The following is a 12712-nucleotide window of genomic DNA, read 5'->3' on the forward strand; positions in this document are numbered from 1 at the left end:
TTTCGCATGCTAATTACATAATTTCACATATTCCCGGTTTAGTTGTACTATATTCCAAAACCACAAAATAACTATAATAATAAAAATTGTTAGTAAATAAACTACTATTGAATCACATGTGGCAGTAGGCACTATAATAAATATAAAAGACTGGATAAAAGCTCCTAAGGACTTACCAAATTTAATACCAATAACCTCAACAGCAGCTTTACCTTTTGTTCGAAGTTCTAATGATAAAGGAATATATGCCATTTCCTTTGTTGAATCAAATAACGAATATTTAGTTGATTTACTTAAAATATTTTGTACTCCTCCGATAATTACAGCCACATAAATTGGATTAAAGTCTTTTATACCAAAACTTATATATTCTGAAAAAATAACAAAGATAAAAAACATTAAACCAGTTATCAAAAGCATTAAGGGTGTTAATAATGCTGAAATTAACCAAGTAAATTTCCTAATCACATTACTACCAACTATCATAAAAGTAACGCTGGAAATTCCCATCCAAATATTAAACCTACCCATAAAATGTATATAATCTAACATATTGGGATTAAGCTCCCTTACCTTAGCTTTCCACGGACCTTCCACTATATTAATTAGTAGTGCATAACAAATTATCAATAAAGCAATGCGTCCAATATATTTTGAGTTAATAACCAACCTTATACTATCCATAAGTGATAAGGAAGTTTTTGCCTGTATTTGAACTATTTGGAAATCAGCCTTTAGCACCTCGTCATTCAAAATAAGATAATTAATTAACCTAAATAACAGCATGGAAATTATACCAACAAACACTATTATAGAAATAACAGGTTGTAGCATTAGTTCTGATTTATATTGCAAATCTTCATTTATTATAACTTGAGCATCGACTACCCCTCGTACATTTGAGAAAGCTACTAATACATTGCCAGCTAAAATCAGACCAACATTACCTACCATTCCTAAAATTGGATAGAAACGTTTCGCTTTACTGGTATCAAAAATATTATTAGCAAATTGCCAAAACATTAGATTAATAATTACTGCACTCCATAATTCTGAACAAATATACATGAGAGCATAACTCCATTTACCCATTATCTTGATAAACCATCGAAAATTAGGATACAATGATACTAAATGTTCTACCTGCTCAGCATTTGGATGATAAAACTCCTGATTAGGGTAAATGATATAAGCAAATATCAGGAAAAAAAGCAAAAAACTCGAAATTACTATATAAAAAATATATTCAAAACGTACGTGATTACTAAGTTTTACATATATTATAGTAAATAATATAGAGGAAGGAAGAACAAACCAAAGTTTTAGGAAACTAATGACTTCTGCTCCTATTGATGGTATGACCAATCCGTCTTTAACGGATCTAAGTGTTCCAAAATTAAAAAGAATACACAGCATCATTAATGCCATAGGCAAAAAAAGTTTCAATTCCTCTCTTTCTATAGGCCAAATGATTTCCTGAATTTTAGTAAAAATACTTTTGAATGGTAACATTATTTTATACAAAAAATTACCTAAAGACTAACACTATTTAACATAGATAATGTAATGAAGCCGAACTAAACCTTTTAAAGCTCTATGTTAATAAAGTCAATGAAAATAAGCATATTTTTCTATTAACAAAATATTTATGTGACAAAATTATAGGATAACGAGACATAACTTGCCTTGTAGGAAAATTTTTAATATGCTACAAAAGATAAAGTAAAATGATAATAATTATGTCCATTAGGTCAATATTAGCCCTATATTTATTGTTTCTTTTTCCATTATATTTATATGTTAATGTAGCATATGCTAATATAGACGTAGAAATTGCTGAATCACATAAATGCTCAAGGATGTTTCCTTACTTTGAAAAGGTACATAAAATTCCTCCTAATACCTTACACTCGATAGCTTTAAAAGAATCGGGCAAAAAACATACTGAATATAAAATTAAAGTGGTTTGGCCTTGGACTGTCAATGTTGAAGGTAAAGGCTATTATTTTAATACTAAAAAAGAGGCAATATCATTTGTAAAAAAACAAATTATTCAAGGCAAAGAAAATATTGATGTAGGATGTATGCAAATCAACTTAAAACATCATTTAAATGCATTTAACTCTTTAAATCAAGCTTTTGATCCTAAGAAAAACGTCGCCTATGCTGCTAAATTCCTAAAAGCTAAATATGATCAGTTAGGTAGTTGGCACAAAGCAATTGCTCATTACCATTCAGCCACCCATGAGTTTGGCTCTAAATATAAACAAGATGTTATCAAAATTGCTAACAATATGGACTTGTATAAAAACTCTATTAACATGTATAGTGGGTACAATTATTATAATAATACACCTCCTCTGCCAACAAACATGCTTTTGAGGAATAAACAGAGAGCTTCATTTGAAAGTAATATTAGGAAATATAAGAGTAATATTATGGTAGTATTACCAAGAGCTAGCTAGAGGTAACAATTATATTTGATCGTGAGAAGTTAAAATCTAATCGTGACAAAGTGGTGGATAATATCGCTGAGTGTTCGTTTTTTAAATATGCAGCATTCGATATTATTGAACGTCTAAATATTATTGATAAAGAATTTCCTGATATTTTAGATTTAGAATGTCGTACTGGTATACTAACTAAACTATTAGCGCAGAACTATAACTATGCTATAATTGTAGCGGCTAGTGCATCAAATGTTATGTTACAATCGTTTGACCATACTCCCAAATTACTAGTTGATGAAGAAAACTTACCATTTAAAGCAGCTAGTTTTGACCTAATAACTTTTTCCTTGGGTCTACACTGGATCAATGATGTACAAAATTTTCTGTTACAGATAAAACGTATTTTAAAACCAAATGGTCTATTTATTGGTAATTTTATCGGCGGTAACAGCCTAAAAGAACTACGAATGAAATTTATTGAAGCTGAAATAGCATTAAGTCGCCCTCACTTTCAACATGTTTCCCCTTTTATCCATTTTGATCACGTAACACCTTTACTAGGACAGGCAGGATTCACAGAAATTATCGTTGATTATGAAAATATTCAGCTGAGCTATAAAAGCCCTTTAGATTTCATTAGAGAATTAAAGAATATTGGAGAATCCGGAGCATTATTAAAAAACTCTCATAATATAATATCGAAGCAAATGCTTTCTATTTTAAGCAATGATACTAACACTTTTACCGAACAAATTAATATAATTAGCTTCATTGCCTCTCCGAGTAAGAATAGTATAAAAATAACTCATAATTTAAAATAGTAGGAAAAAATAAGCATTTATAGCTTGCTCTTACTTTCTCCTTACATTATTATAATAATCATAGCAAATATATACTGCTCGTAAATGAAGAGTTGGTAGACGAAGGTGAACTTCAAGAAGAGCTAGGAGTGTCAAAGTCGAGCAGCGGAGCGTACATTAGTACGTGAGCAGCGGAGATCTTTAGACACGACAACGCCAATTCTTGAAGTTCACCGAGTATACATAATATGGTATCTTATGAAATCACAGTGCTCAACAGTTACAAGTAAGGGACAAGTTACTATCCCATCATATATTAGAAACAAGCTACACTTATCTTCTGGCAGTAAATTAGAGTTCATTATACAAGATGGCTCTTTTATAGTAGTGCCAATTAATAAGCCAGTTAAAAATTTAAAAGGAATACTTCCCAAACCGAAAACACCATTAAGTATCGAAGATATGAATGAATCCATTAAGAGTCGATATGATCGGAATTGATACTAATGTTTTAATTCGTTATTTGATTCAAGATGACGAAGTACAGAGTAGCAAAGCTACAAAATTAATTGAGCAATATTCAGGTATTAGTGGTTCTATATTTATTAATAACATAGTAGTTTATGAAATAATTTGGGTTTTAGGACGAGGTTATAAATATTCAAAAAACCAAATAATAAATGTACTAAAAGAAATATTTGCTACTATAGAATTCCGGTTTGAGGATCACAAAACTTTATCGCTAACTGTTAGAGAATATGAGAACTGTAATACAGATTTTGCTGATATTTTAATAGGTAAACTAAATGGTTGTAGTACTAGTTTCACTTTTGACCATAAAGCATCAACTCTGCCAATATTTACTACAATAAAATAATCAAAAAATAATTGAATTAAATTCAAATTAGCTATTAGTGTTCGTATATTTATGGTTTATAATGCCATTAATTATTATATGTAAGGAAAAATATATGCAAGAATTTGATTTAATAGTAATTGGTGGTGGTCCTGCTGGTTATACAGGAGCAATAAGAGCAGCCCAGTTGGGTATGAAGGTTGCCTGTATAGAGAAAAGGGTGACGCTTGGTGGTACTTGCCTAAATGTTGGCTGTATTCCTTCCAAGGTATTGCTAAATTTCTCTGAGAAATATCATGAAGTATTGAACCATTGTGCCGATATTGGCATTATGACCTCAGCCAAACTTGATTTACAAAAAATGATGACTAAAAAAAGTCAGATAGTGTCAGACTTATGCAAAGGCATAGAAAGCTTGTTTGCAAAAAATAAAATCACTAAATTTACAGGAAGTGCCAAATTTATTTCAGCCAATCTTGTGGAAATTACTAACGGTACATCAATTGAGCAGATATCGGCTAAGAATATTTTAATTGCTACTGGCTCTGATATTATTGAAATGCCTAATATTGTTGTTGATGAGGAATATATAGTTTCATCAACGGGAGCTTTGAATCTTGCTAAAGTCCCAGAAACTATGGTAGTGATTGGTGGTGGTTATATCGGTTTAGAGCTTGGTTCGGTATGGAATAGGCTTGGTTCTAAAGTAACGGTTATTGAATATGCTGAAAGTATTGTGCCAGCTTTAGATAAAGAGATTATCAGTCAATTTACCAAAATCCTGCAAAAGCAATCTATTGAATTGCGATTAAATACTAAGGTGCTGTCTGCTGAGAAAAAAGCAGGAAAAGTTATTTTGAATATACAACAAACAGCCGATAACTCAGTGCAACAAATAACTACTGATATAGTGTTATTGGCTGTTGGTAGAAAAGCCCATACAACAGATTTAGGTTTAGATAAATTAGCTATTGAAACGGACAAACAAAATAGAATTACGGTAAATAGCCAGTTCCAAACAATAATTCCGAATATTTATGCTGTCGGTGATGTAATTGCCGGACCTATGCTCGCTCATAAAGCAGAAGAGGAAGCTGTTGCTGCCGCTGAAATTATGGCAGGCTTAGCAGGTCATGTTAATTATAATCTTATTCCAAGTGTTATCTACACTTATCCAGAAGTGGCAAGTGTTGGTTTAACAGAAGAACAATTGAAAGAAGCTAAGATTGATTACAAAGTTGGTAAATTTCCGTTTTTGGCAAATAGTCGAGCGAGAAGCACAGGCTTTACTGATGGGATGGTAAAAATATTAGCTGATAGCGTAACGGATAAAGTACTTGGAGCACATATAATAGGCTGTTCAGCTGGAACTATGATTGCAGAGCTTGTAGCATTTATGGAATTTGGGGCTTCTTCAGAAGATATAGCAAGAACTTGCCACGCCCACCCTACCTTGAGTGAAGGCATAAAGGAAGCGGCTCTAGCTGTAGATAAGAGGGCTATTAATTTTTAGGAAGCTGTTTAAATAGTAATTAGTTTTTTTACACAACAAAACCAAATAATTTTTTGATTTCAGTAAGAGTTTTAGCAGCAGTAATTCTAGCTTTATCCGCTCCTTCATGTAGTGTGCTTACTAGATCATCTTGGTTTTTCATTAACTCTGCATATTTGGTATTAATGGGAGTTAGAGTTGTGATGATAATATCAGCTAGATCATCCTTAAATTTAGCAAAACCGGTATTTTGGTATTGATTAACTATTGTGTCAACATTACTACCAGATAAACTGCAATAAATATTAATTAAATTGCTGATTTCCGGTCTATTCTGAGGATCATAACTAATCTCAGCTAAATGATCGGTTTTAGCTTTTTTAATTTTTTGATAAATTTGATCTCGACTATCATTTAAATTAATACGAGATAAATCAGATGGATCAGACTTACTCATTTTTTTACGACCATCTTTTAAGCTCATTATTCTTGATGAGCCTTGAATTAATGGTTCTGGTAATTTTAGGATGTCTTGATTGAATTTTCTGTTGATAATAGCCGCAATATCTCTAGTAAGTTCTAAATGTTGTTTTTGATCATCGCCAACGGGTACTATATCAGCATTATATAATAATATATCAGCTGCCATCAATACTGGGTAAGACAATAATCCTAAACCAGCACTCTCTTGGTCTTTTCCTGCTTTGTCTTTAAACTGAGTCATCCGTTTAAGCCAACCAAGCGGAGTAACGCAATTTAATATCCAAGCAAGTTCAGTATGCTCCTTCACCATACTTTGGGCAAATATAGTGGTTTTCTCCGGCAAAAGTCCTGTTGCTATATATGTAGCAACAGTTTGCAATATAGAAGAATTTAGCTCTATAGGTGAACGCTCTATAGTAATAGCATGCAAATCGGCCAAAAAGAATAAGCAGTTATACTCATCTTGGAGCTTAGACCAATTGACAATTGCCCCGAGATAGTTTCCTAAATGCAGAGTTCCAGTCACTTGACATCCGGATAGAGCTGTTTTTTTCATTTAATTTCCCCGAATAATTACTAATTATATCTATATGTAGACGCAATTTTATGCTATTGTACCCATTAATTATTAACAACTAAGATTAACCAACTATGTTTTGGCGTTTAAGAGTATTAACATTTTATGCATTACTTGCTATATTTACCATTACATTCTTCCTTATATGTTACATACCCGTAACATTTTTTAATGTCAACTATTATATACGTTACAGGATTGGAGTTATTTTCTCCTATGTATTTATTTGGCTGGCTAGAATCTTTTGTGGTTTAAAATACCAAGTTTCTGGTCTAGATAAATTGCCTTCATTTCCTTCTATAGTATTGTCTAATCACCAATCATGCTGGGAACAAATATTTGTACAATTAATTATACCTGAACATTCTTGGGTATTAAAAAAAGAGTTATTTAATATCCCATTATTCGGTTGGGGATTGGAAATGGTTAAGCCAATTGCCGTAGATCGTAATGCCAATATTTCAGTTGGTCAAATTTTAAGAGAAGGACAAGAAAAGATAAAAAGTGGTTTATGGTTGGTTATTTTCCCTGAATCTACTAGATTCAAACCAGAACAAAATGCCAAATTTAAACCCAGTGCAGCAAAATTAGCCTCACTAGCAAAAGTACCGATCGTGATGATGGCTCACAATGCAGGAGTATACTGGCCAAAGGGTTTTTGGATTAAGAAACCAGGGGTAATCCAAGTAAAGATTATTGATGTTATCCCGATAGAGGAAATAGAGCAATCTGATGTTCGAGAATTGACAAGTAAGATAGAACAGGTAATCAATACTGAAAAGCAAGTATTATTTGAACAAGCTGGTACATTCAAATGATTTAAAGAATTGGATTTGAAAATGAGGGGCGAGCAAGCAGAAGAATATACTTCCGAAGGAACAGGGATGACACCCACAACTGTTGAAAGTTAAAAAACCGTCATTGCGAGGAGACCGTAGGTCGACGAGAAGCAATCCATATGACAAGCTTCATAGATTGCCCCACGCTCAGGTACGTTCGCTCGCAATGACGCATAGGCGGAAATCTAAAAACACCTTAGACTTAAAGGTTTTTGAAATCCCAGCTTTCGCTGGGATGACATAATGGCGGTGACATCACCCCTAAGAACATTTTTTATTACAGCAATTCTGATTAAGCAACATGTTCAAGATCAACAACACCTGCTAAAGTTACATTAGGGTGAAGTTCATCTAAAACAAATTGACTTGCCTCACTCCACTCATTTGGAGGGGATTGTTCAGGAACATAACGTGTATTAAATTTCTCAAACCAACTGGCGGTTTTATCACCACATTTTCCATCAACTTCAATACCATAACCATGGTCTTTTAACTGTTCTTGAACATGAGAGACTTTTTTAGAGACTTCTGTATCTTTATCACCTTTTCGTATTAATATCTGTTCTGCTTGTTCTTTCGTAGTAGGTATAAATTTACCAAAGCCAGCATCTGCAAGTTGTTTCCAAGGGAAGAATTTTCCGGGTGCTACATGCCTTTCAGCAACTTCACCAAGCCCTACAAGATTCTCCTCAAGATTCAAGTTTGGGTATCTAACTTTAATATCTTTAAGTAATTCTATTACTTTACTTATTTGAGATTCTGTAAAAGCACTTTCTGCATCATTAATAAACATAATGCTTATGCCAAAATCATTAACTTTCTCTTGCCCTTTCCAACTACTCTTACCAGCAAAAAAGGTTTTTGACTCTAAGTCATTATGGTATTGGTATTGCTGCTCTTTTTTGTTGTTTGGTTCTTTATCTATTATGTAATGTACGCTTGTTCCATTATATTGCAAAGTGTCTATTGCAGAATTTAATGTATTACCAACGGAATAGGTTAGTACTACACAACTTGGCTCTACCCCCAGTTCTCTAGGTGCAAAAAATTTACTATCATTAGTAGTGCTAACACCCTTATTTTTACTCATTACAACCTCCATTAAATAATTTTAACCTAATTATATTTACGCTGAACAATAATATACAGCCAAATTGTTTAGCGTAACTCACTAGATTGTTATATCTAGATATAACAATCTAGTACTTAATATTTGTAGCATTGTATTTTTATTGAGTCAATACCTTAATCAGTTAAAATACTTACGCTCCTTAGTTACAACTTCATCTTCATTAGAGGAGGCTGTTTTATTATTTTGCCATTTCTTTGCATATTCGCGTTTATTACCATTATTATCACTGTTATCTTTATAAGACTCAGATTTTTGATTAGTTGTAACGTCCCGAGTAATTTCAGCATCGATATTTTTTATGGTTAATTTAGCTTTGCCTTTATTGTCGAAACCAATAAGTTTAACTTTTACTATATCCCCATGTTTTAAAACACTAGATACAGACTCAATACGTTCCTTCGAGATTTCACTAATATGGATGAATCCATCACGATTACTTAAATAATTGATAAATGCTCCAGAGTCTAATATTTTAACAACAGTTCCATTGAATATGCCGCCTATTTCAGGATCAAAAGCAATTGACTTAATTTTTTCGACAGCCATATCTAGCTTCTCTTTGCCTATAGCCGAAACAGTTACATTGCCATCGTCGCTTATGTCAATTTTAGCCGATGTCATATCACAAATTTCGCGTATTACTTTACCACCCGGTCCTATGACGTCTCTAATTTTATCTTTATCAATTTTAAAACTTTGAATACAAGGTGCATACTGGCTAATATGGTTATTGGTTTTATTAATAGTCTTATCCATTTCTTGTAAAATATGAACAAGACCAAGCTTTGCTTGAACTAAAACATGCTTCATTATTTCAAACGTTACTCCAGATATTTTTATATCCATTTGTAATGCGGTTATGCCGTGTGTGCCACCAGCTACTTTAAAATCCATATCTCCAAGATGATCTTCATCCCCCATAATATCTGATAATACTACAAACTTATCACCTTCTTTTATCAAACCCATAGCAATACCTGCTATAGGAGTTTTGATCGGTACTCCAGCATCCATAAGAGCCATGGAACTACCACAAACAGTAGCCATGGATGATGAGCCATTACAAGAGGTAATTTCTGACACTACTCTAATAGAATAAGGGAATTGTTCTTTAGTTGGCAGCATGCGGTTAATGGCTCTCCATGCTAGTTTGCCATGACCTATCTCTCTGCGACCAGGAGCTCTTACTGGGGTTGCTTCGCCTACTGAATAAGGAGGGAAAATATAGTTAAGCATAAAACGCTCTTTATATTCCCCGTCTAAACTATCAACAATTTGTTCATCTTGACCAGTACCTAGTGTTGTAACTACTAAACTTTGTGTTTCTCCTCTAGTAAACAAGCTTGAACCATGTGTTTTTGGCAACAAAGCCACTTCACAAGCTATGTTTCTTATATCTTCCGGTTTTCTACCATCGATACGAATATTACTCTTTAATACGTTTTGCCGTAATATTTCTGATTCTACTTCTTTAAGAGCGAACTCAATCTGAGCATTAGTAAGATTATTATTAGCAATATCTTCGGCAAAATGTCGCTTAATTATATCAGAAACATGCTTTACCGCTAAGACCCTTTCTTGTTTTGATTTGATAGAAAAAGCATGCTGAATATCTTCTGATGCGATGCTTCTAATTTGTTCCTTTAAGCTAGTAGGGAATAAATCGGTAAGCTGTAATTTAGGTTTCCCAGCAATATTTACTAAGTCATTAATCAATTCAATTACAGGCTGTAATGCCTTGTGACCAAACTCAATAGCTTCCAACATTTTTTCTTCGGACAATAGATCGGCTTCAGACTCAACCATCATAACTGACGTCTTAGTGCCTGCCACTACTAAGTCTAATTTACTATCCTTTAATTGGCTAAATGAAGGGTTTAATATGAATTGATCATTTATCAAACCAACTCTGCTAGCTGCTACTATATCTTGATAGGGTGCATTAGACAAAGCCAATGCAGCCGATGCTCCAATAATTGCTAATATATCCGTATTACATTCAGGATCGTATGAAAGAACAGTACATATTACTTGTGTTTCATTAAGAAATGCTGGGTGGAATAATGGTCTAATCGGTCTGTCGATCAAGCGTGAGAGTAATACTTCTTTTTCTGACCCTTTACCTTCTCTTTTAAAAAATCCTCCAGGTATTTTACCAGCAGCAAATGCCATTTCTTTGTAGTGTACAGTAAGAGGAAAGAATCCTATCCCTTCTTTTACTTCTTTGCTACTCACGGCAGTACATAATAAAACACTTCCTCCCATTTTTACCATAACTGCTCCATCAGCTTGACGAGCAATTTTACCAGTAGTTAATTCTAGTCGTTTTCCACCTAATTCTATCGTTTTTGTTATTTCTTCAAACATTCTTATTCCTTATTTAATGAACAAAAAACCCGGCTAAAATTTTGATTTTTTAACCGGGCTTTATTTTACTTTCTTATTCCTAGTTTATTAATCAACGACAAATATCTGCTTAGACTTTGCTTCTTGATATAATCCAACAATCGACGCCTACGACCAACTAACATCAATAATCCTCTTCTCGAAGAATAATCTTTGTGATTAGTTTTAAAATGCCCTGTTAAGTTATTGATTCTTTCAGTTAGAATTGCACATTGCACTTCACTAGAACCAGTATCGTTTTCTTTAGTAGCATATTCTGTAATTAATTGCTGCTTACGCTGTGCTGTAATCGACATCATTAATCTCCACGTTTATTTTTATTAGGTTAAATACTCGGAAAGAATTAAAGCAATTTTCACTCAAGCTACCAATTGCTAAGAGAGAGTCATGATACCGAATCCAAATTAATTCAATATTTTCAGGATAATCAAAATAGCATTTCTGACCATGAATGATTTTCTTAGCTTGGTCAGTAGTAGCATCAAGCACCAGGATGTCGTCCAGTACTGCTTCAATCTTTATAGCTTTTTCTGCAAGAAACTGTTTCATTTCTTGCTTTTGTATATCAAGTTCTGTTAATTTAATAGCATTGCATGCTGCAAATATTCCAACTTTAGTACGCTGTAATTCTACCACAAATCCTAAACTTTGCAAGGATAAAGTAATATCTTCTGCTAGAGTCCTTACATAAGTCCCTTTAGAGCATTCTACCCTATAGGTAGCTTGATTATTTTGATGGTCAAAATTAACACATTCTAGATTATATATTTCAATATTCCGAGGGGTTAATTCGACTGTCAAATTTTCTCGTGCTAATTTATAGGATCTAATACCGTTAACTTTTATAGCAGAAAAGGCAGGAGGACGTTGTTTTATTGTACCTATGAATTTTTTACATATATTATGGCAATCAATTGAAGTAGGAATATTATCAGTAACCTTTATTATTTTTCCTGAAGCATCTGCTGTATCAGTTTGCCTACCAAACTGCACCGTAAAAATGTAAGTTTTCTTTGCATCTACTAGAACTCGTACTAGTTTTGTTGCTTCACCAATTGCCAAAGGTAATACACCTTCAGCTTCAACATCCAAAGTCCCACAATGACCAACTTTAGCCCCTGCAAGGTTTTTTTTAACTATAGAAACAAGCCTTGCTGAACTGATGCCTTTAGGTTTATAGATATTAAGCCAGCAATTATTAAGGTAAAACGTCATTTGTTCGGTTATTTACGAATATTGTTAGCATAAGAGTAGTTTAAATCTTAGCATAATCCTATCCTATGAAAAAAACACTATTTTTCTTACAAAATACGCTTTAAACATTACAGATAATATTATACTCAAATTTCGGATTAAGAGGAGATAAAAAATTGAGAGAAAGGAGCTTTACTAGACAAATTGATATTTAAGAAATTATAATAATTGTATTATTGTAAAAAACCCGTTGCAAACGGTTTAACATTATGTTATATTACTCCTTCGTTACATACAAGGAGGTAAATAATATGGCGAAACAAAATACAATAGAAACTGAAACCACTAGTTTATTGGTGAATAGAGAGTTTTCTTAAGACACCCTTATCGAGAATATAGCAAAATTTTTAGCACACCAATTAAATGAGGAATTGGGCAAAAATTTTTTAACAGAAGACCAGCTAGAATATCCCCAAAGTATTC

At 33.0% G+C, this 12712-nt stretch carries 12 protein-coding genes; 6 read left to right on the plus strand and 6 right to left on the minus strand.

What is annotated here, in order from left to right; translation table 11 throughout:
• Nucleotides 1-9: 9 nt before the first annotated feature.
• A complete protein-coding gene (locus AAHN00_RS11790) occupies nucleotides 10-1512 on the minus strand; it encodes an Npt1/Npt2 family nucleotide transporter (RefSeq protein WP_341755140.1) in 1503 nt (500 codons plus the stop codon).
• A gap of 227 nt (nucleotides 1513-1739) precedes the next feature.
• Between AAHN00_RS11790 and AAHN00_RS11795 the strand changes: the two genes are divergently transcribed.
• The 5 genes from AAHN00_RS11795 (at nucleotide 1740) to lpdA (ending at nucleotide 5619) form a co-directional block, all read left to right on the plus strand.
• Entirely contained in the window at nucleotides 1740-2465 is a 726-nt protein-coding gene (locus AAHN00_RS11795) for a lytic transglycosylase domain-containing protein (protein ID WP_342260002.1), read from the plus strand.
• 62 nt (nucleotides 2466-2527) lie between these two features.
• The gene (locus AAHN00_RS11800) at nucleotides 2528-3271 is read left to right on the plus strand and encodes a methyltransferase domain-containing protein (RefSeq protein ID WP_342272668.1); all 744 of its coding nucleotides are present in this window, start codon (nucleotides 2528-2530) and stop codon (nucleotides 3269-3271) included.
• A gap of 237 nt (nucleotides 3272-3508) precedes the next feature.
• A complete protein-coding gene (locus AAHN00_RS11805; protein ID WP_342271365.1) occupies nucleotides 3509-3751 on the plus strand; it encodes an AbrB/MazE/SpoVT family DNA-binding domain-containing protein in 243 nt (80 codons plus the stop codon).
• The gene (locus AAHN00_RS11810) at nucleotides 3738-4127 is read left to right on the plus strand and encodes a type II toxin-antitoxin system VapC family toxin (RefSeq protein ID WP_342271366.1); all 390 of its coding nucleotides are present in this window, start codon (nucleotides 3738-3740) and stop codon (nucleotides 4125-4127) included. The genes AAHN00_RS11805 and AAHN00_RS11810 overlap by 14 nt, the downstream gene beginning before the upstream one ends.
• A gap of 94 nt (nucleotides 4128-4221) precedes the next feature.
• Nucleotides 4222-5619 (plus strand): dihydrolipoyl dehydrogenase, encoded by a 1398-nt coding sequence (lpdA, locus tag AAHN00_RS11815; protein WP_342271367.1) that lies wholly within the window; start codon nucleotides 4222-4224, stop codon nucleotides 5617-5619.
• A gap of 28 nt (nucleotides 5620-5647) precedes the next feature.
• Here the strand turns inward: lpdA and trpS are convergent, their stop codons facing one another.
• Nucleotides 5648-6637 carry a tryptophan--tRNA ligase gene (gene trpS / locus AAHN00_RS11820; RefSeq protein ID WP_342271368.1) on the minus strand — a complete coding sequence of 330 codons (990 nt, stop codon included), beginning with the start codon at nucleotides 6635-6637 and terminating at the stop codon, nucleotides 5648-5650.
• Nucleotides 6638-6732: 95 nt separating this feature from the next.
• On the opposite strand from trpS, the gene AAHN00_RS11825 reads away from it, so the two are divergent.
• A complete protein-coding gene (locus AAHN00_RS11825) occupies nucleotides 6733-7476 on the plus strand; it encodes a lysophospholipid acyltransferase family protein (RefSeq protein ID WP_342271369.1) in 744 nt (247 codons plus the stop codon).
• 313 nt (nucleotides 7477-7789) lie between these two features.
• On the opposite strand, the gene AAHN00_RS11830 is transcribed toward AAHN00_RS11825, so the two are convergent.
• The 4 genes from AAHN00_RS11830 to truB all read right to left on the minus strand — a co-directional run bounded on the left by AAHN00_RS11830 (nucleotide 7790) and on the right by truB (nucleotide 12250).
• The gene (locus AAHN00_RS11830; RefSeq protein ID WP_342271370.1) at nucleotides 7790-8587 is read right to left on the minus strand and encodes an N-acetylmuramoyl-L-alanine amidase; all 798 of its coding nucleotides are present in this window, start codon (nucleotides 8585-8587) and stop codon (nucleotides 7790-7792) included.
• Nucleotides 8588-8746: 159 nt separating this feature from the next.
• The gene (pnp, locus tag AAHN00_RS11835; protein WP_342271371.1) at nucleotides 8747-10996 is read right to left on the minus strand and encodes a polyribonucleotide nucleotidyltransferase; all 2250 of its coding nucleotides are present in this window, start codon (nucleotides 10994-10996) and stop codon (nucleotides 8747-8749) included.
• 65 nt (nucleotides 10997-11061) lie between these two features.
• Nucleotides 11062-11331 carry a 30S ribosomal protein S15 gene (rpsO, locus tag AAHN00_RS11840; protein ID WP_341747982.1) on the minus strand — a complete coding sequence of 90 codons (270 nt, stop codon included), beginning with the start codon at nucleotides 11329-11331 and terminating at the stop codon, nucleotides 11062-11064.
• Entirely contained in the window at nucleotides 11309-12250 is a 942-nt protein-coding gene (truB, locus tag AAHN00_RS11845) for a tRNA pseudouridine(55) synthase TruB (RefSeq protein ID WP_342271372.1), read from the minus strand. Before truB ends, rpsO begins: the two co-directional genes overlap by 23 nt.
• Between the last annotated feature and the right edge of the window lie 462 nt (nucleotides 12251-12712).

Source organism: Candidatus Tisiphia endosymbiont of Parasteatoda lunata, from assembly GCF_964030955.1.
Lineage (GTDB): Bacteria > Pseudomonadota > Alphaproteobacteria > Rickettsiales > Rickettsiaceae > Tisiphia.